At 52.1% G+C, this 20,791-nt stretch carries 15 protein-coding genes; 6 read left to right on the forward strand and 9 right to left on the reverse strand.

The features are described from left to right. Positions 1-592: 592 nt before the first annotated feature. A complete protein-coding gene (locus tag ACO6VX_RS13885) occupies positions 593-1,171 on the forward strand; it encodes a YceI family protein (RefSeq protein WP_167430598.1) in 579 nt (192 codons plus the stop codon). A 22-nt stretch (positions 1,172-1,193) separates the two neighbouring features. Here ACO6VX_RS13885 and ACO6VX_RS13890 read toward each other — a convergent pair whose 3' ends face one another. The 4 genes from ACO6VX_RS13890 to ACO6VX_RS13905 all read right to left on the reverse strand — a co-directional run bounded on the left by ACO6VX_RS13890 (position 1,194) and on the right by ACO6VX_RS13905 (position 4,206). Further along, positions 1,194-1,979: an anti-sigma factor family protein gene (locus ACO6VX_RS13890; RefSeq protein WP_422431655.1), complete on the reverse strand. Its 786-nt coding sequence runs from the start codon at positions 1,977-1,979 to the stop codon at positions 1,194-1,196. Beyond that, a complete protein-coding gene (locus ACO6VX_RS13895; protein ID WP_010257152.1) occupies positions 1,976-2,425 on the reverse strand; it encodes a sigma-70 family RNA polymerase sigma factor in 450 nt (149 codons plus the stop codon). The genes ACO6VX_RS13890 and ACO6VX_RS13895 overlap by 4 nt, the downstream gene beginning before the upstream one ends. Positions 2,426-2,512: 87 nt before the next feature. Beyond that, positions 2,513-3,049, reverse strand: a complete 537-nt coding sequence (locus ACO6VX_RS13900; protein WP_022624294.1) for a tetratricopeptide repeat protein — start codon at positions 3,047-3,049, stop codon at positions 2,513-2,515. A gap of 143 nt (positions 3,050-3,192) precedes the next feature. Then, on the reverse strand, positions 3,193-4,206 hold the full coding sequence (locus tag ACO6VX_RS13905) for a Gfo/Idh/MocA family oxidoreductase (protein WP_422431657.1): 1,014 nt from the start codon (positions 4,204-4,206) through the stop codon (positions 3,193-3,195). 108 nt (positions 4,207-4,314) lie between these two features. Between ACO6VX_RS13905 and ACO6VX_RS13910 the strand changes: the two genes are divergently transcribed. The 3 genes from ACO6VX_RS13910 (at position 4,315) to ACO6VX_RS13920 (ending at position 6,809) form a co-directional block, all read left to right on the forward strand. Further along, a complete protein-coding gene (locus ACO6VX_RS13910) occupies positions 4,315-5,325 on the forward strand; it encodes a LacI family DNA-binding transcriptional regulator (RefSeq protein WP_422431659.1) in 1,011 nt (336 codons plus the stop codon). Positions 5,326-5,927: 602 nt separating this feature from the next. After that, complete coding sequence (locus ACO6VX_RS13915) at positions 5,928-6,371, forward strand: PACE efflux transporter (RefSeq protein ID WP_022624297.1); 444 nt, start codon at positions 5,928-5,930, stop codon at positions 6,369-6,371. Between the two features lie 234 nt (positions 6,372-6,605). Continuing rightward, entirely contained in the window at positions 6,606-6,809 is a 204-nt protein-coding gene (locus tag ACO6VX_RS13920; RefSeq protein ID WP_010257166.1) for an Hha/YmoA family nucleoid-associated regulatory protein, read from the forward strand. A 535-nt stretch (positions 6,810-7,344) separates the two neighbouring features. Here the strand turns inward: ACO6VX_RS13920 and ACO6VX_RS13925 are convergent. Beyond that, positions 7,345-7,557, reverse strand: a complete 213-nt coding sequence (locus ACO6VX_RS13925) for a DUF333 domain-containing protein (RefSeq protein ID WP_223566314.1) — start codon at positions 7,555-7,557, stop codon at positions 7,345-7,347. A gap of 656 nt (positions 7,558-8,213) precedes the next feature. Between ACO6VX_RS13925 and ACO6VX_RS13930 the strand changes: the two genes are divergently transcribed. Further along, entirely contained in the window at positions 8,214-11,111 is a 2,898-nt protein-coding gene (locus tag ACO6VX_RS13930) for an autotransporter outer membrane beta-barrel domain-containing protein (protein WP_422431662.1), read from the forward strand. 40 nt (positions 11,112-11,151) lie between these two features. After that, positions 11,152-11,469, forward strand: a complete 318-nt coding sequence (locus tag ACO6VX_RS13935) for a NirD/YgiW/YdeI family stress tolerance protein (protein ID WP_033760000.1) — start codon at positions 11,152-11,154, stop codon at positions 11,467-11,469. A 62-nt stretch (positions 11,470-11,531) separates the two neighbouring features. Here ACO6VX_RS13935 and ACO6VX_RS13940 read toward each other — a convergent pair whose 3' ends face one another. From ACO6VX_RS13940 to ACO6VX_RS13955, 4 genes are all read right to left on the reverse strand, one after another. Then, positions 11,532-12,776, reverse strand: a complete 1,245-nt coding sequence (locus ACO6VX_RS13940) for an HlyD family type I secretion periplasmic adaptor subunit (protein ID WP_010257175.1) — start codon at positions 12,774-12,776, stop codon at positions 11,532-11,534. Beyond that, complete coding sequence (locus ACO6VX_RS13945; protein ID WP_309600721.1) at positions 12,773-15,049, reverse strand: type I secretion system permease/ATPase; 2,277 nt, start codon at positions 15,047-15,049, stop codon at positions 12,773-12,775. Before ACO6VX_RS13945 ends, ACO6VX_RS13940 begins: the two co-directional genes overlap by 4 nt. A gap of 88 nt (positions 15,050-15,137) precedes the next feature. Further along, on the reverse strand, positions 15,138-16,352 hold the full coding sequence (locus ACO6VX_RS13950) for a TolC family protein (RefSeq protein ID WP_071778629.1): 1,215 nt from the start codon (positions 16,350-16,352) through the stop codon (positions 15,138-15,140). Between the two features lie 394 nt (positions 16,353-16,746). Continuing rightward, positions 16,747-20,727: a beta strand repeat-containing protein gene (locus ACO6VX_RS13955; protein WP_422431665.1), complete on the reverse strand. Its 3,981-nt coding sequence runs from the start codon at positions 20,725-20,727 to the stop codon at positions 16,747-16,749. Between the last annotated feature and the right edge of the window lie 64 nt (positions 20,728-20,791).

Raw genomic sequence — 20,791 nt, forward strand, 5'->3', positions numbered from 1 at the left:
TATCGACACCACGCTTTCCCGTTCTGGAATTAAGGTTACCGGACTGCTAATACAAACTACCGTATGAAAGTTAACTGAACATTAAATGAAGAGTGTGAATTGAAATAAAATCAAGGGAGGGCAAGTTAAGGATTTCAGAAAAAGTTCACTATTAAATGGCTAATAATAGCCCTGACCTCAACTCTTTTTGATTTATTGATATTTTGTTTAAAATCAGCAGACTCTGTCAGTCACCAGAGCAGGATTCAGCTCATCCGAATGAAGTCACTTCTGGAAAGAAAAATTAACACGCTGAAATTGCTGGGCTAAATTCAGTCTGCTACTCACAGTATCACATCGAAAAAAATAGCGCTCCGCTCATCTCAGGATGAATCACAGATTAATAAAGCCGTCTTAATGTATTCTTAATATTTTTCGTTATTAATGTTCTGCCCTTGCAATAATCATTACACTTTGGTGATTCTCAGGTGACAGTCAGTTAATATCTGTCAGATTATCTGTGCCTGTAAGGTAAAAACAGTGCTAAAAAAAGTGAATAGGATCGCGGTTTCAGGCGTTAACGTTGGGTCTGCCTAAAAAAGAGAAAATAGTGATGATGCGTGCCGCCTGTTTATGCACTCTGTTAGCCCTGCTCAGCCCGGTGCTTTACGCCGCGCCGGTAACCTATGCCATTACCCCCGATAAAACGTCGATAGGCCTTTCATGGCGCGCCTTTGGTCACCAATTTTCGCAGGCCAGACTGCAGGGTGTGAGCGGCACGGTGACACTCAATCCTGATGAAGACCGTGACGATCGTATTGAAGTGACTATTCCGGTAGGGACACTGGTGGCCTCGAACAGCCTGTTAACCTGGCAACTGAAAAGTAATCTGTTTTTTGATGCAGAGCATTACCCAAACATTCACTTTGTCAGTAGTCGCTTGGCCTCACTGGGTGGCGGCAATTACCGTATTTTTGGTGTGCTGACGGTTAAAAATGTCAGCCGGCCAGTCGTGATGCTGGCCTCGCTGGACAGCGGAAAGACAATTGATCCGGCTTCAGGTTCGCTGGCGCTACATGCCTCCACCGCCATCTCCCGCTCAGCCTTCGGAATGGATCGGCTGGTCGGGGTGGTTGATGATCGCGTCAACATTGCGCTGGCCATTGCCGCGCAGGGCAGAAAGCCGCTGTAACGGTAACCGCTGAAGGGTCCGATTAACTGAGTGCTGTCTGCAATGTTTCCGCTGTTGCAGCCAGTTGAGCCGGTGGGTTGCGGCCAATCAGCACATATTGATAGCCGTCACGCTTCCACCAGGCCAGCTGCATGCCATGGCGCTTTTCATGGGCGATGGGATTCGCGCTGTCCGGCTCAGGCGAGATACAGAGCGCCATCGGGCCATAATCAGCATGCAGCCAGGCGATTTGTGCAATCGACGTCCGTTCGTAGCGCAGGATCCGCACCATTTTCAGTTCAGCCCCTGGCAGGCTGAGTTGCTGTTGATGCAGCTGCAATCCTAAATCGAGTCGGGTACGGTCCAGCCCCCTTTGCAGCATGGCGGCGTCATCAGGCGTATCGGCCAGCGTTTCAGCACTGTAGAGCGACATATAACGCGCCTCCAGATCGCGGATATTCTGGCTTTCATCTTTCTCATCATCTTCCGGTCTTGCCAGGAAACCGATGCCACTGCCCACCAGCAAAAAGCTGACAGACGCAGCAATCAGTGCCCGACGGCTGTAGCCTTTGGCTGGCATTGACTCTGGTGCCGTGATGGCTGCCAGTTGCTGTGCCATTCTGGCCTGCGGTGCCTGTTCCAGCAGCGGCGCAAAAGCCTGTTCAAAATCGAGATTACTGTGCTGTAAATGCTCAACCCGTGCCGACAGTTCGGGATCCCCTGCCATCGCCTGCTCAAACTGCACGGCTTCCTGTGGCGTCATCTCACCATCCAGCCAGGCAACGATTGCCTCATCGCGCCACGGTGGCGTAAAAGTTTCCCTGTTCATCTCCGTTTCTCCTGCGGTGCGGGCGAGGTCGCCGGCTGTCTGGCCAGCGTGGCACGTGCGGCGGCCAGACGGCTCATAATAGTGCCAATGGGAACCGAGAGCGTCTCTGCCGCCTCTTGATAGGTCAGACCTTCGACATACACCAGAAACAGTGCATTACGCTGCGCCTCGGGTAAGGCGTTAACCTGTAGCATAATGCGCTGGAAATGGCGGTTGTCGTCGCTGTTGGTGTGGTTGTCTGCGGCCAGCAGCGCATCGGGATCCACGAATCCCTGTCCCTGCCGGACCTTTCGCGCCCGTAAATCACTGGCCCAGATGGAGTGAAGGATCGAAAAAAGCCATCGATCAATGCGTGTGCCCGGCGTGAACTGCGCGCTGCGTTCCAGCGCGCGTACGCAGGTTGACTGCACCAGCTCTTCTGCCATGTCACGGTTGTGTGACAGCACATAGCCGTAACGCCAGAGCCGCGTCAGATGTTCCGCAAGGTGCTGACGGATGTCACTGTGAGTGATTTTTCGCTCCTCCCTTCCGCATCAGACCTCGGGGTGGCCATTGATCGCGGCCTGCAGATCGCGATATTCCTCGCAGTCTGTACCACAAATCCCGGCAATGGTTTTTAACTGTTCGCGCGCCAGATCCGGACGCCCTTTGATCATCCAGGCTTCGCCCAGATATTCACGCACTTTAGCGTAACGGGGATCAAGTGCAATGGCGCGCTGATAATAGCCAATGCCCTCGTCCGTGCGGCCCAGTTTACGGGTGGCGTAACCACGATAGTTCCAGGCTTCACGGGTATCCTGATTTTTCAGCGTATCCAGCAGGTTCAGCGCCGCCTGATATTCGCCCTTTTTCGCCAGATGCCAGGCATAGCGGGTTTTATCGTCGTCACTCAGCTTGCTGGTCTTCTCAGGCACACAACTTTTAGTGTGACTGTCATAGACCTGACCTTTGGGGCAGTCAGGCGTCTTTTTATCACTGTCATTGTCGCCCATCGCCATACTCAGCGGAGAGTGCAGCATCAGCAGCAGTGCCGGAACGGCAAGCAGAGAAAAACCAGAATGCGTTGTCATAATTTATCCTTATCGGGTCTGTGAGACAGGCGATAAAGCCCGCCGGATGCAGTCCGCTAGCGCGGCGCTGTACGGTAAACAGCTCAGCGCCGGTTTCTATTCGATAAAAATAAAATTATTTTTTGCCAGGGTGCCACGCTGAATCAGAACGGTAGTTTTTCCACCGCACAGAAACGCCGTTCCGCCAGGGAGATCACTGCAGCTTCCGCAATCGCCTGGGCTTTCAGTCCATCCTCAAGGCCAGGAAGATCGTCAACCTGCTCACCGTTCAGCGATCGGATAAACGCATCCAGATGAGCATAGTAAGTTGGCTGCACCCGGCTGAACCAGTCGGGCAACAAGCCTGGCTGCTGAATCTGCGCACCCTGATAGCAGCTGACGCCGCGCTGTGGCTGAGAGGCTGATTCCAGCATCCCGTGCGGTCCCATCACACTGATGCGTTCATCGTAGCCATAGCCGGTGCGGCGGACATTATCGAGCTGTGCCAGCGCCCCGCCCTGCAGCCGCAATAGCAACGTGCTGGTGTCCACGTCGTCAAATTCGCTGATCGAGAGCAGAGCCAGCGCTGCACCCATCGCTGCCACCTCGGTCACCTCCTCTTCAGTCAGCCAGCGCAACAGGTCAAAAAAGTGGATAGCCTGATCGCGCATCTGTCCCCCGGACGCCTGAAGATAGGCCAGCGGCGGCATGGCTGAGGAGCGGCAGACCATCTGAATCAGTTCCGCCGGGCCGATCCGCCCCTGGCGGAGTTGTTGCTTCAGCTGCTGATGGCTGACATCAAAACGGCGATTAAACCCTACTGTAACCGGCACGTTGTAAGGAAGAACATTAGCCACGGCAGAGCGGGCCCGCTCAAGAGAGAGATCGACCGGTTTTTCACAGTAAATAGCTTTACCGGCGCGGGCTGCTGCTTCCAGTAAGTCAGCATGTGTCGGCGTCGCGCTGGCGATCAGCACCATATCAATCTGCTCATCATTTATCGCCTCAGTGACAGACGCGGCCCGGGCACCAAAGCGGGTCGCAAAGGCAGCGGCGCGAGTGGGTTCTGCATCCGCGACCCATACCAACTCAACTCCGGGGTGCGCCTGAAGATTCGCGGCATGAACTTCACCAATAAAGCCACACCCCAGCAGGGCAACACGTTGCTTTTTATTCATTTTTTTGAACTCCATCATAGTCCGGCAGAAAGATGCATCTGCAGGATAACGCTGCGTTTTACACTGGCGGCACGGTGTTTTGAGGTGTTTACCTCACAGGAGAGCGGCATGTCGCTGAAAGAGGTCGCCCGACGGGCAGGTGTGGGACTGGCAACCGTGGATCGGGTGCTCAATGAACGTGGCGGCGTCTCGCCGGAGACGGTTCACAGGGTGCTGCAGGCAGCACGTGAAGTCGGGCTGAAGCGGATCCTGCCGGAGGAGCATCGTCATCCGTGGCAGATAGAACTGCTGCTGAGCAGCAACGATTCGTTTTTCTTTAAGCAGCTGGCACAGGATTTTACTGAGGTTTCCTCGCATCTGGGCTATCGCCGGTTAACGCTGCGCCGCACTTTTGTCCCCGAGGCTCAGCCAGAACGACTGGCAAAGCTTATCAGGCAGGGCGGTGAAACGCGGGATGGTCTGATCGTTTTTGCCCATGAACATCCGGCGATCTATGAGGCGCTGGACCATTGCCAGGCACGTGGCGTACCGGTGCTCTCACTGGTCACCGATTTACCCGGTGCCGCCCGGCTCTGTCATGTGGGGATCAATCAGTTGCAGGCAGGACGTACAGCCGCTCAGCTGATGGGCAAAATGCTGCATCAACCCGGTGAGGTGTTGATGGTCAGTGGGCACCAGGATTACAGCGCACATCGTCAGCGTATTGAAGGGTTCCGTGACCTGATAACCAGTCGGTTTCCCCATCTTCAGTTACGTGAAGTTCTGGCCGCCCAGGAAAATCGCGACACCCTCAGTAAGTTGCTGGAGAAGCAGCTGGTACAGAGCGGTCATCTCCAGGGCATTTATAACACCGGGCTGGGGAATACCGAGATCGGGCAGGCGCTGGCACGACATCGTCGGCTGAATCAGTGCATCTGGATTACTCATGAGCTTTACGCCACCACCCGCACGCTGATGGCGCAGCAGAGCGTTGCGCTGACACTGGATCAAAACACCCGGCAGCATGCCCAGCTCGCGCTGCAGCTGATGCTGAATTATCTGGAGCAGGGAGAGAAACCCGATATCTACATTAACGGAAAAGTGGATTTCATCATTTATACGGCAGAAAACTGTCTTTAAAGATTGCCCGTTGTGTCATATCCACCGGTAAAGAAATATGCTTTACCTGCCGTCGATCATTGCATTCAGCACTATTTCCCGCGCGAGACAGTGCCCGGGAAAGTGGCTCACTGGCTCAGAAGTGCATAGGAAATAGCCTGCCACAGATAATCTGATCGCAGTGACAAGCTGAAACCGCCCCTTTATGTCAGATAAAAAATCTAACTATCATCTAAATATTAAAATATAAATCTATATATGCATTTTTTATGGTTTTAATATTCAGATGCAGAGTGATGACGTTAATATCGTATCCGACTGAACAAACAGCGAAGTGAAACGGGTGAATTAATGTACGACAGAGGTGCGGAAACAGAGCAGGAATAACACTCGCTGTCCTGAACGGTTAACCATTAAAAGCGTACTTTGCAGAATTGATCAATATCAAAACTTAATGGGTTTTTATCGTCATATTTCTATTGGGTTTCACTTTCTGCCAGGTTGATGCTAAGTTCTCGTCGGTTTAAAACAGGGCAGTATGAAGAACCGTTTCACTGATATTACGGCCACCCTGAATTTTTCCTGCGCCAGTACGGTGCCTGACTAATTAATGAGCGTCTGATTTGGAAAAGTGTTTATATCCGGTGCGTACCAGAACTGAGAGAGTGCTGCACGCGGTGGTATTCGAAGTTGTCGCTAATGTGCTGGTTTTCTTTATCCTGATTATTTTTACCTCCGCAGCACCATCGCAGTCGTTGTTGCTTACATTGGTCTCATCGACTCTGGCTATGGGATGGAACTACCTGTTCAACCTGATGTTTGACAGTGTTCAGCTAAGAACAGGATTTAAAAAGAACTTGCGAATGAGATGCCTCCATGCCGTTCTGTTTGAGGCGGGTCTGTTATTAGTGTTAATCCCCTTTGCAGCATGGTGGCTGGATATTACGCTATTCTCAGCGTTGAGACTTGAATCCGGACTGGTGCTATTTTTTCTGACCTATGCTTTTCTGTTCAATTTGTTATGGGATTGGGGAAGATCAGCAAAATCAATGAAGATATTAAATTAATGTATCATGCCATTAAAATTTACTTTCAGAAATTAACCTTTCGCTTAGCCGGCTAATGGAACTTCGCGTGCGAGTGATCGCGCCCGAATGTATCCGATGCGTAAGGAAACAAGTATATCTGGTGTCAGGAGCCGCTTACTCTCGCCTGGCAGCATTGATATAACGGCGCGTCTGCATAAATTAAGTTCAGACTGCGTATAAGCTCATTTCACAGGTTAAATCAGCAAGAATATTATGGACAAAGTCTACTATCTGAATAAGTTAAGGAACTGCCCGTCAACCGATATTCTGGATATCGTAACAAGCTATATGCGGAAAAAACTTCCTGGTGACGACCTCTCTTCATTTGAAGGCGCTTACGATCATCGTAAAGCCGAACTAATAATGAATGAAACCTACAGTGAAGTTCCTTCAGAAGTATGGAGACTGGTGTGCTGAGGCGAAAAAAGGAGGGCAGGATCACTCATAACCCATTATCTGCTGAGGGCTGATCACCCTGCAGATCATCAATTCCTGATAATCCTGGCGCGATGCATTTTGATCTCCGTCGGGCAGAATCGGTGAACAGATAAATCAGAGCATCACCTTTAGTGCTGTGATGCTCTGTCATTCTCAACAAACGCACGACATACAGCGCTGTAAGAAATAGTAAGACAAACCTGCCAGGCCACTGTAAACCGTTTTAAATATGACGCCAAAACTGGCTTCGTCTATTGTATTCAGAAAAGCTCGTACAAATACTACCTTCCGGACTCACACGACTACGATAATGATTATCTGTTCAGGCTATATGCTGCCAATATAGCTCATGATCCACCAGCACCGACCCGGTACGGCAAATCGTGTCAGGGTGATAAAAAAGCTGCTCAGTCGTTAAGCAAGGGTGTATTAAGCTGATTCAGATGATGCAATACCATTACTTTTAAATGTTGTTCGCCCGAACAGGGAGCATGCAGGCGAACAAAACGGGAATTCATTTCAGATGGTCACGATGATACAGAGCCCACTGCTCAATCCTTTCTCCAGAGGGTAGCAGGCAATAGGTTGTTATACCTGCCGAAGATTTTTCCTGGACCTGCTGACCACCGCGATTAACGCAATATTCACTGGCTGGATTACGCATTGTTAAACGCTGCGGTTCCTTGCTGTGCGGTGTGCAGGCGATAAGTAGTGAAGCCAGTAACATCAGTGAAACTCCTGCTAACCTGTTTGTGACGAACATAAAACCTCTCTTAACCTTATTTTTGTGAATTAATCATTTACCCTCCAGTGGTGTGATTAAGTCTGATAGCACAACAACGACTTTATCAGTAATCCTCCTTTCTCCTGCCACATGTTAACCTCAGGGGTGACAATCATCATGTTTCCATTCTGCCGTCCACTCTGCACTCACCACTATGGGTAGCGATATATAATTATAGCGTGCTGCCACTAAACCCGCGCTTAACAACCTTACGCGACACATAAGCAGACAGACCTTTAATGCAGTGATTAAAATGAATAAAGCCAAAATTAGAATGCATGTGACGATAATTAACAAAAAACCCATTATTACAATCGATGCATTATCTTAATTTTTAATGGAAATTCCTCGCGAATACGGCTTCGTCTTTAACGTTTACTTAAAACAGGCACACTTGCGATGCCTTTACATAAATCCTTTTCCCGCTGCATAATCCCGCAACATTTGTATGCGCACTGCCATTAATGGGATCAATAAAACCTACAATTTATTGGTATCGCTTAAATATCGCTGCTGCTTAACACCTGAATAACAACTCATGATTCAGGTGCCATTTAACGATCACACTATCAATAAAATCTTAAGGAAGAGTGACTGAGATGAATAATAAATTCCCGCGAAATAAAATCGCAAAAGCATTAATGCTGGCAAGTGGGATGGGGGTTGTGCCTCTGATTAGCTATGCTGCAGTCATCGGAAGCCAGACAGGCAATGAGATCATCTTAACTGATGGCACCACGCTGATTGCCGACCAGTCATCTGGCGACGGTTATTATGGCATCCTGGTTAATGGCGCTACCGCCGCAACGGTTACCATCGGCAGCGGCAGCACAGTTCGCGTGTCAGATGCTGAACGTTATGCAAAAGGGATTTTTATTGAAGCGGCAAACAGTGAATTTACTGCAGATAAGTTAACCCTCAACGTTTCCGGTAAAACAGCGGTCGGCATTGAGTTCGGCGGAAAAAATGTAACCGCCAGTTTAGGATCAGGTTCCTCGGTCACCACGGTAGCATCAGGTGATTCTTTCGCAGAGGGCGTCGTTGTCAGCAATAGTTCCTCGCTGCAGGCAAACAACCTGCAAATAAGCACCCAGGGCACTGGCGGAACGGCTCTGCGCGTCAGCGGTTACGGAAGTCACGCCAGTCTGGGCGACGACAGTAATTTACAGACGAATGGTCTTAACAGTAATGCCGTTCAGGTTGATAACCTGACCGGTGAGTCGATTAATGGCGTGGCCACGTTGAAAGCAAATGCATTGACGATCAACACCCTTGGCAATAATTCGCAGGGTATTAATATCCAGGATAATGGTTCGGTTGATCTGGGCAGCAACTCGACCATTATTACCACTGGGGATCTTTCTGCTGGCATCTGGAGCTGGGGTGAGCTGAAGGCCGATCATCTGACAATCAGTACTGCGGGTGAGACCTCTGCAGGTCTGTCAGGCCGTGACAACAGCCTGTCAAACATTGGTGCTGGTAGCGTGATCTCCTCTGATCAGACTGGCGGCATTGTGACTATGGGCGACAATGCCATCGTTAACTTCATTGGCAGTGAAGAAGAACGCAATACGGTCTATTCAGCAGGTTTTTATGGCGTATCCGCACAGTCAACCGGCGCAACCATTAATCTGCAGAACACCGATATTATGATGAAAAATGTGGATACCATGACCCTGGGTATTTGGTCCACAAGCGGTGGCACAGTTAACGGTGATGCAGTGACCATTACCGGTCCGGAGAATGCCACAGGTGTCTTCGCCATGGCTGGTGGTAAAGCGAATCTTACGGGTGATTTGACCATTGATATGGGCTCTCCGAATGGGATAGCCATGGCTACGCAATATGATGATGGTTATGCAGCAGGTGTCATCACCACCGACGTAAAAGCGCAGATCGTTGGTAGCGTTTTATCCCGGGCCGGACTCATCGACCTCAATCTGACATCGGGTTCACTCTGGTCTGGCAGCGCCAGCAGCGATAACGTCAATAATGGCCATCTGAACGTTAATCTGACCGACAGCACCTGGAATGTATCGCGAACATCCAATGTCGATAATCTGACATTGAGTAACTCGCTGGTTGACCTCTCTGCAGCCTCGGATGACGCAACCTATTCAACATTGACTATCGCCAACCTCAGCGGCAGCGGCGACTTCGCCTTGCGCACCAATCTGGCAGGCGATGGTGCTGGCGTGAATAACATTGGCGATAAAGTTGTGGTGACAGAGAGTAGTTCCGGTGATTACGGTCTGACCATACAGAACCGCGGCAGTGCCGTCACCACTGGCAACGAAGTACTGACTGTGGTTGAAACGACTGATGGCATCGCCACCTTTAAAGGTAACGCCGACGTGGAACTTGGTGGCTATGTTTACTCGGTCAATAAGCAAGGCAACAACTGGGTACTCTCCTCACCTAAAGCACCAGAAACCCCTGAAGCAGATGATCCGGCCGTTATCCCTGCGGATGAGCCTGCCGCGACTCCTGCTAATGAGCCTGCCGCAACTCCTGCTAATGAGCCTGCCGCGACTCCAGCCGATAACGGTGGCACGGCGCCTGCCGGGCAAGACAACGCAACTTCCCCTATTACCAGCACGGCCAACGCAGGGGCTAACTTCCTCAACACTGGCTATCTGATGAACTATGCCGAAATGCAGACGCTGATGCAGCGTATGGGTGATGTTCGTCAGGGTAAGACAGCCGGGAATGTCTGGCTGCGCGCTATAGATGGACGGTTCAGCGGCTTTGATAATGGCAAGCTGAGCCGTTTCAGCCTGAACTACACCGGTTATCAGTTTGGGGTCGATAAACGTTTGTCCGATGAAATTCCGATCTATCTGGGCCTGTTCATGGGGGTAACTGAAGGATCGCCTCATTACCAAAATGGTAACGGCAACATCCGTTCTGAGCATTATGGCTTCTACACCACCTGGGTAAATGATGCCGGTTTCTATGTTGATGGCGTTGTGAAAGTCAACCGGCTAAGGAATCAGTTCAATGTTCACGATACACAGAATAACCAGGTATCCGGTAACGGTGTCTCCTCAGGTCTGAGCGGATCGCTTGAGGCGGGCAAAAAGTTCAGCTTCTCTGATCGGCTGGCAGGTTTTTATCTTGAACCACAACTACAGCTGACAGCAGGTCATCAGGATGGTGCTTCCGTAGGTGCGTCTAATGGTCTCAATATCACACTTTCAAGCTACAAATCACTGATGAGCCGGGCAAGCGTGCTGGCAGGGTATGAAATCAATCAGAGCAATTACAAACTCAACACCTATGTAAAAACGGGTGTAATGCGCGAGTATGCCGGGGATGCTGCTTATGCTCTGAACGGATCAAATGAACGTCTTTCCTTTAAAGGAAATGGCTGGAATAACGGCGTCGGCCTGAGTGCCCAAATCAGCAGCCATACGCTCTTCCTGGAGGCCGATATGGTAGACGGAAAACGTTTTAACCAACGTCAGGTTAATGCTGGCTACCGTTTTAGTTTTTAGAATCAACGTGCAGCAAGCGCTCGTATAACAGGAGGTGTTAATGAAAAAAACATTATGGATGCTGCTGGCCTTGATCTGCTCAGGATCCGCTTTCGCACGGCAGGAGTCCACCATCGCAGAAGCAAAAAACATGCGAGACGAACGTCATGTTACCCTTACCGGTACGATTAGTGGACGGGCTGACGATGACCACTACTGGTTACAGGACTCAACGGGTCGTATCCGTATTGATGTCGACGAGGATGACGAAGACGACGACGGCTTCCTTATTGGTAAAAAGGTACGGATAACGGGTGAGGTAGATCGCGATGACGGGCATAGCGAAATCGATGTTGATCGGCTCTTCATTCTGAAATAATTCCGGACTTCTGTGTAAAAAAGCCAGCTGTAGCGCTGGCTTTTTTACATTCAGGGCAGGTTTTACTTTTCGCGAAACGCTTCCTGTACGCGCAACAGAGGACGCAACAGATATTGCAGCAGGCTCTTCTCGCCCGTACGAATATCAACGGTGGCCGTCATACCGGGAATCACCCGTAGTTCCTGACTGCCGCTTTTCGTCAGCGTATTATTTTCCGTTAATACCATTACCCGGTAATAAGTATCATCGACGCCTGGCCTGCGGGCAGCTTTACTTTCCTCATCTTTTAGCGCGCCCGAACTGATACTTTGAACATGTCCGGTCAGGCCGCCATAAATCGAATAGTCATAGGCAGAAATTTTTACCACAGCTTCCTGACCGGGTGCCAGAAAAGCCACATCAGAGGGCCGGATACGGGTTTCCACCAGCAGCTGGTCATCCAATGGTGTCACCTCCATTATTGCGGCACCAGGCTGGATCACACCGCCAAGCGTATTGATTTTAATACTGTTAACAATGCCTCGTACTGGCGTGCGAACTTCAGTACGCTCAAGCGTATCATGGCGGCCATGGGCAGTTTCCTGCAGGCTTGTCATCTCAACATCGACTTTGGACAGTTCATCGTTAGCCTCGTTACGGTAGCGGTTTTTTCGCTCGGTAATTTGCAATTCGGCATCATTCATCTGACGCTCAAGTTTCAGAACCTCAGTTTTTGACAGCAGCGATCTGGCTGAGAGCTGTCGCGCCATTTCAAGCTCTTTCTGCAGCAATGTTTTTGACTTCAGATAGCCTTCAATTGACTCATTTACCGCCCTTTTGCGTAGTTTCCAGGCATCGGTTTCACGGGTAACCAGTTCAGGTACTTTCATGACCTCTGGCGGGAACACAAGCTCGCTGCCGGTCGCTTCTGCTTCAAGACGCGCGGCCTGGGCTTTCAGTGCCAGCAGGCGGTTAGCGCTTTCGCGGAAGGAGGCTTCGGCGCGCGTGGGATCGATTTTGGCCACAACCTGACCTTTTTCAACCGTATCGCCTTCATGCACCATTAACTCCTGCAAAATACCGCCCTCAAGGCTTTGCAAAACCTGTTCGCGGGAACTGGGAACAATTTTGGCTGACCCGGTTGTCACCTCTTCGATGTTGAAATTGGCGGCCCAGACGATTACCAGCACCATTAACGCCACGCTGCCCCAGGCAATAAATAGCCAGCCTTCCCAGCGATCCTGACGGGCGGCCCTCACCATGTCACTGGCTGTATGTTCGGTCAGGCGCTTTTGATCAACGTTTTTATCAGGGGACAGGCTGCTCATACTGTTACCTCGCCAGATTGTGGCTGACGCTCTGTGCTTATCTCAACGCCAGCATGTTTCGCTGCGTTACGCAGCACCGATGCGGCCGGGATCTTCCCGCTGTTTAATAAACCGATAATCTCTTCACGCGGCCCATCAGCTACTTTGATGCCTTCATCCATCACAATCACCCGATCAACGTATTTCAGCACTGCCGGACGGTGGGTCACGATAATCACGGTTCGGCCTTCCATTGCCGGGATGAGCGCCTGCAGGATAGTGCGTTCCGACCCCATATCCATCCCCGATGTAGGTTCGTCCAGTAGCAGAACATCCGGATTCGACAGAATGGCGCGAGCCAGGGCTATCGCCTGCTTTTGTCCACCGGAAAAGTTTTCACCACGCTCACTGACAGGCATACCAAAGCCCATGGGATGGGCCGCGACAATATCACTCACCCCGGTCATTTTGGCAGCGGCCATCAGTTCTTCGTCGCTGGCATAGGGTGCTCCCATCACCAGGTTGTCACGCAGCGAACCATACATAAAACGTGGTTCCTGATTGACCAGCGCGATACGCGTCCGTAATTCCACCGGCTCGACCTGGCCTATATCTACGCCAGCAATGGTGATCGTGCCTGTTGTGGGTGGATATAGCCCAACCAGCATGCGCAGCAGCGAAGATTTACCGCTGCCCATTTTGCCCAGTATGGCAACCCGCTCGCCCTGACAGAACCGGACATCTAGCTGCTCAACGATGGCCGGTAAATCGTCTTTATAACGTAATGAAACGCCCTGACAGACAATCCCGGTCTGGCTGCCCTGGGGAAGCTGCACATAAACCTTCTCATTATCGCGTTCAGCAGGGGCCTGCATCACTTTATTGAGGATGGCCAGCGAGGTTTTTGCCTGCTGAATACGCAATCCCAGCGCGGCAAGCGTTGCTATGGGCATTATGGCGCGCCCCATCAGGGTCATAGTGGCAATGATGCCTCCCATTGAGATATCACCATCACCGACCAGATAAGCACCCCAGACCAGCAGAATAACGGTACCAAACTGCTGGGTCGTCTGAATGACGCTTGAGCCCATAGTGGCAAGGAACCGCGATTTCATATTCACTGCAGAGAGTTTTACGCTGGCAACATCGTGTTTAGAGGCGACCAGGTTTTCAGCACGCAGAACTTTAATGGTTTCAAGATTATCCAGTGATTCAATAACCAGACCGTAACGGTTACTGCCTATTTTCATTGACTCTTCAGCGTGGCGTTTCAAAGGGATCTGCATCAGCAGCACCATCGCCACGATGACCACTAATATCAGGATCACACACCAGACCAGTGGCCCGGCAACCAGATGGATTACAACCAGGAAGAGTAAAACAAAGGGTAAGTCAGCAACCGTCGTTAAAGCGGCTGACGTAGTAAGCTCGCGGACGCTGTCAAAGCTTTGCATGACATTGCCAAATGCACCGCTGGATTGGGCTCGACCCGACATTTTGCCGTTCAGCACGTGACGAAAAAGTTGTGCGCCTAACACCAGATCGATCTTTTTACCGGCGCGATCGGTAATCCAGGCCCGACCCAGCCGTGCAGCCAGTTCAAACAGCAACGCCAGACTCACGCCGATAGCCATCGTCCAGAGTGTTACGTAGGTCTGGTTAGGCAGTACCCGGTTATAAACCGTCATGGTGAATACGGACATCGCCAGAACGAGCAGGTTAATAACGACTGACAATGCGGCGGCTTCAAAGATATAACGTTTGAATCCCCACAAAGTATTCCAGAACCAGTGCCCTTTACCGACATGGACAATGTCATCGGCACGATGATCAAGATAAGACTTAGGTCGCAGCAGCAACAACTCGCCGCTATAGTGCTGAGCCAGGCGAGCGAAATCGACCTCAACAGGCTGGCTGCCCAGTGCGGGATCGATAATGGCGCACTTCTTTTCGCTACACTGTGTCAGCACGCAGTAGCCCGTTTCCAGACGCATGATGGCGGGGAGAACAAAGCTTTTCACATCCGTCAGGTCAATCTTCTGCCAGGCAGCACTCATGCCGCGGCTCAGCAGCGTGCGCAATGCCCAGTCATTCTGGGCGCTGATATCAGCGTCTGGTGGAAATGCAGGCATACCCACACGTAAAGCATTTAGCGTAAGCCGGACGTCAAACAGGCGCAGTGCGCTTTGCAGTGCAACCAGCAAAGTCTCCTGCGTATCTGATGGCGATCTGGATAACACTCTGTTTTCAGCATTCAGTTCAGAGCCAGCAGGCTCAAATTGTATATCAGTCACAATGGCGTCCCCTGGACAACTAATTCATTCTGGTCTGGCGGCAAAGCATGACAGCGGCCAGAAATACTCGTTTTTTACGTCAGCGTGATTAGTGCACCGCTTCGATGGTATTCGCTGGTAAAGCGTTAACCTTCTGCACCAGTTGGCTGGTTTTACCCAGTGCCGCAACGATGTTCCATTGCGCAGCCAGGTACTGCATCTGCTGCTCCTGATAACTTGCGAGACTGGTGTAATAGTCGGTAGCAAACGAGATTAAATCCGTTAACGGACGCTGCCCCGCGAAGAACTGTACTTCCCCCGCTTTCCAGGTTTTCAACGCGGTTTCTGACTGTCTCTGTAATGCATTGAGCTGGCGTTCACGAAGCGGTAAGGAGACCCACAGCTGATCCAGCTGCTGTTTCAATGTCCGGAGTGTTGCATCCTGATCCGCCTCTGCGGCAATGAGTCGCTGAGTTTCAGCTTTGGCATTTGCCCTGCCAGCCCCACCATCCCAAAGATTGATATCGCTGCTCACCTGTAACGTCACCGCTTTAAACGGTTCCATTTCACCGTTGCGCTTTGGACTGTCCATACTCAGTTGCACACTCCATTTCGGCCTGTTCCACTTAGAGGCCAGATCCACTGCGGCTCTCGCCTCCTCTTTACGCTCGCGTGAGACCGCCCAGTTGGGATTTTCTTTCAGTACCTGTTGTGCCTGTGCCAGCGACGCGGGCAACAGACCCGCTTTTTTCAGATCGGGCAGGCCTCTGGTGATAACAATCTCGTGGTTCAGCAGCGAGCTGAGTTGCTGCTGCGCCTGTATATAGGTGGTGTAGCTCATTTCACGACTGGCAATCACCGAATTGAGGCGAGTCGCAACCTGATTGATCTCAGAAGCTCTGCCGCTATCAATACTGGCAATATTCTTTACCCGATTAAGCAGATCCTGCAGTGCGTTAATTTCTTTATCCAGTACAGCGACAACTGTGGCATTAGTGGCTGCAGAGGTAAAAAGAGAAAGCACCTGCTCGTTGAGATTTTCGCGCGTGACATTTACCTGAGCCTGCTGCATGGAATAAGCAGCCTGCTTTCCGGCAACGCTCGCATCAGTACGTCCGTGATCGTAAAGTAATTTACTTACAGTGATATGCGGGGAGACCGGGTTATTCTCATAACCGGGTTGACCTGAATATCCTGATGCGCTGATACCCGTGCTGACCTGAAAACCATCAGCGGCTTTTGCCTGATCGATATCATACATAGCACCGGTGCTGTTTGATAAAGCAGACTTTACCGACGGATGGTCGGCTGTCATACGAATCATTTCAATAAAGTCCGTTGCATGGGCATTTAACAGGGGATTAAAAAATAGCAATCCCGCAATTAAACCATGCAGCGAACATCTGGATTTTGTAGTGAACAAGTTTTTTTTCATAGTTAACTCAAAATAACAAATAAAGTGGGATGGCTAATTTTCTCTGTCGCTAATTCAATGCTGCGACCGGAACTGTTTTAACCGCCCGACATGTCATATGGCAACGTTAATTCTGCTAAAAAGAAATATTTAGGTTTTACATGCTGCTCACATGCCTTTATTTATTCTTTTCATCTGTTAAATCAGATCTGGGGCTCACCTGATGGGCCTGCCTTAAACAGGCCCATCAGGTGAGTTTGATGTGAAAAAAAGCTGGCGATGACCGAAGTCATCGCCAGTTCTATCAGATAACGTTTAAGCCATGCTGGATTAACAGCTTGACAGTGGTGTCATCATTATTGGTATAGACGTCATAATTAACGCCATTTTCAGTTTGTGCGGCTGAATCCGTCCATTCTGATTTTCCAATATTAACGGTATCAGTTGCATTACTATTGTTTGAACTTCCCACATCTCCCGTAATATGTAATGTGTTCGCTTCACTACCATTATCTTTAGTAATTTCGAGCACATCGCTGGCGCTGATAAATAATGTCTGCGCCGTGTTATTACCCAGATGGATAGCTTCAATTCCACTAATTTTGCCTGATACCGTTCCGAGTTCTAAATCGTTATTAGAATCCCAGACCAGCGTATCGTGACCTTCTCCTCCTTTCACACTGCTAAAATGAGTACTGTTAATGACGATAGTATCATCGCCCTCTTTTGCATCGACGGAATTCGCGCCGCGTGCATCCAGTACATCATTACCTGAAGTGCCATTAAGATCGTACTGAGCAGGTTGATACTCAATATGCGTCGATCCCGTTTCAGACGTCAGTCCCAGTGTCTCGTTCAGATCAACTAAGCGGCCTTTTATTGCTGAGCCATCGCCGTCGCCCACGCCCTGATCGGTCCAGGTCACGTAGAGCTGACCGCCCGCCAGGAAGGTCGCATCGACTTCAACCTGCTCACCATAGGTCAGCTGGTTGATCTGGATCTGCTGACCCACTTTATTACCCGCAGCATCAAAGTACTGTGCGTAGATACCGCTGGTACCTGCACCCGGCGCGATGTCGGTTGTTGACAGGAAAACGGCAATAAAGCTGCCGTCAGCCTGACTGACCACCCTCGCCATGTGCTGATCGCCAGCCGTCGTGGTGTTGATCAGGAATTCGCTGGTCAGCGCCGTACCGTCTGCCGCGTAGATGCGGCCCCAGACGCTGTAACCGTTCTGATCCGGTCCGCTGGTATCGTTAGAGTCCCAGGTCACCACGTAGTTACCGTTTTGCAGCGCACTGACTGCGGATGACGCCTGATTGTTAGTCAGGGTCTGGTTCGCTACGAAGCTGCCTGTTACAGCATGCGTTGACGGATCATAAACTGACACACCAACATCATATCCGGTGGCTTTAATCGCATAAGTAATCGCAACCTGGCCATTTTCCAGCGTTGTAACAGATGGCAACGGCTCCCATTCAGGAATGATGGCATTTGCGTTCAGGGTCGTGGTTGCCAGCACGGTCTCCGCCGTGACCGGCGTGCCGTTTGCGTCATACTGACGGCCATAAACCGTCCAGTTGCCGTTCAGGCTCGCTTCCCAAACCACCAGATAACCGCCGTCTTCCAGCGAAGTGATCACCGGAACGCGCATTTTGCTGGCGGCGGTGCTGGAGTCTACATTGTACTCTGCGCCATAAGTCACGACGCCGTTCACGTTACCCGCACCGTCGTAGCTGTAGGTATAGCCCTGACCCTTGATATGCGCACCGGAATCCGTGCTCCACACCACCTGGAAAGTGCCATCTGACAGCACGGTAACCTGCGGCGTGATCTGGTCGCCCGCTGTGGTGGTGTTCACCGTGAACTCCGCCCCGACCGGCTGACCTTTCGCATCCAGCAGCTGCCCCTTGACGCAGCTGCCGGAGCCGTCTCCGCTCGCCGACTGCCACACCACGATGGCGCCGCCGTCCGGCAGGCTGGCTACCGACGAGACCGTCTGCGCTCCCGTGGTGGTGGTGTTCACCGTGTACTCGGAGTAGAACGCCGCATCCACGTCAATCACGATACCTTCAATGCCGGTTCCCGAACCGTCCACGTTGTCCGACTGCCACGTCACGTATACGCTGCCGTCCGCGGTCAGCACGGCGTCAAAGATGTGCGTTGCATCCACCGAGTCGCCACCGGTACCCTGGTTGCCGCTCGTGGTGGTGTTCACCAGGAACTCGCGTCCCACCCTGTTATCGTTCGCATCAAAGCGCTGTGCGTAGATGGCCGAGCCATCCCCGTCGCCGCCTTCGGAGCCCCAGATAAGCAGGTAGCCGCCATCATCCAGCGCCACGCCGACCGGCTTATACTGCTTGCCGCTGGTGTAGCTGTTGACGATGAAGTCACCGCTGCCGACCAGCGTCAGCGTCCCGGTGGCGGCATCCACGCGGTAGTGCACTGCGCGGATGTCAGAGCCGCTGGTGCCGCTGTCGCTGCTGTCCCAGAACACCACGATGCTGCCGTCGTTCAGGGTGATAACGTCCGGATAGTTCTGGGAGCTGTCCGTGGTGGTGTTCACCTGGAAGTTACCCCCCAGTGGCGTGCCGTCTGCGGCAAAAATCTGCCCGACAACCCCGCTGCCGCTGGTGTCACCCGGACCGCTGGTGGCGTTCCACACGGTCACGTACATGCCGCCGTGCGCCGCATCGGTAAAGGCCGCCATTTCCGGCCCGCCGGAGCTGCCCATGCCCTTGCCGGTTGCCACCGTCACTTCGCCCGTCACCGGCTGGTTATCCGCCCCGTAGCTGCGCTGCACGATGCCTGTGCCCTGGTCTTCCCAGCTGATGATGTAGCCGCCGTCGGCGGTTGCCATCGCACCCGGACGGTTCTGCGCACCGCTGTAGGTGGTGTTCACCTGGAACTCGTCGGTCACCGCCTGGCCGTCGGCGCCGTAGCGGCGCGCCATCACACCGTCGCCGCTGTTGTCCAGTCCGTTAACGTTGGACTCGTAGACGATCAGAAAGCCGCCGTCGGTCAGCGCGATCACCTGCGGGCTGTCCTGATTGTTGGCCGTGCGCTGGTTCACCTGCTGCTCGGTGCCGATTTTATGCACACCGTCTGCCTCGTACAGCTGCATGTAAACCTCGGTACCGGAGGTGCCGTCACCCTGCCACGTCACCACGATGCGGCCGTCCGCCAGCCGGGTGACCGACGGGTTGAGCTGATCGCCTGTGGTAGTGGTATTCACCTGCGCGCTTTCATTCAGCAGATCGTAAGCACTCAGCGCGGCTCCGGAGATCAATACTGGCTGGCTCTGGTTACCTGCCGCGTCAATAGCCGAGAGCGTTCCGTTTTCACCGACACTGAGTGGGTTAGGTACAATACTCCATACACCCTCAGCATCTGCCACCGTGGAGTAAACCGTTCCAGCCGCATTCGTCACGATAACAGTAGCGCCTGCTTCGGTCTGGCCACCCAGAGTCTCCTTAGTATTGGTAGAGAGACCCACGTTCGGCGGCAGTACATCGGTGTCGCTCGACGCTGGTGTCGTCGCAGGCTGATAGTCAATGGTCGTTGGATCGTTGTTGTCCGGCGTCATTTGCTCCAGTCCCAGCGTTTCAACCAGATCCACAACGCGTCCTTTAATCGCCGAGCCTTCGCCGTCACCCACACCTTTGTCAGTCCAGGTCACGTAAAGCTGACCGCCCGCAAGGAAGGTCGCATCGACTTCAACCTGCTCGCCATAGGTCAGCTGATGGATCTGCATCTGCTGGCCCACTTTGTTACCCGCTGCATCAAAGTACTGCGCGTAGATGCCGCTGGTACCTGCACCCGGTGCCGTATCTGTTGCAGACATAAAGAGCGCAACGAAACTGCCATCAGGACGGCTCACGACTTTCGCCAGATGTTGATCGCCTGCTGTTGCCGTGTTGATCAGGAACTCGCCGGTCAGCGCCGTACCGTCTGCCGCGTAGATGCGGCCCCAGACGCTGTAACCGTTCTGATCCGGTCCGCTGGTATCGTTAGAGTCCCAGGTCACCACGTAGTTGCCGTTATCCAGCGCACTGACTGCAGGTGATGCCTGATTATTAGTCAGGGTCTGGTTCGCTACGAAGCTGCCGGTTACCTCATGCAGTGAAGGATCGTAGATCGATACGCCAGCGTCATACCCGGTACCTTTAACGGTATAGGCGATAGCGACCTGGCCGTTTTTCAGTAACGTAACAGACGGCAGCGGCTCCCAGTCAGCGCCAAAGCCCAGCACGCCGTTTACGCTCAGCGAAGTCGTAATCAGCACAGTCTCCGCCGTGACCGGCGTGCCGTTTGCATCATACTGGCGGCTGTAAATCGCCCAGTTACCG

The sequence above is a fragment of the Pantoea sp. BJFS-204 genome (assembly GCF_049310725.1).
In the GTDB taxonomy this organism is placed as follows: Bacteria; Pseudomonadota; Gammaproteobacteria; order Enterobacterales; family Enterobacteriaceae; genus Pantoea; species Pantoea agglomerans.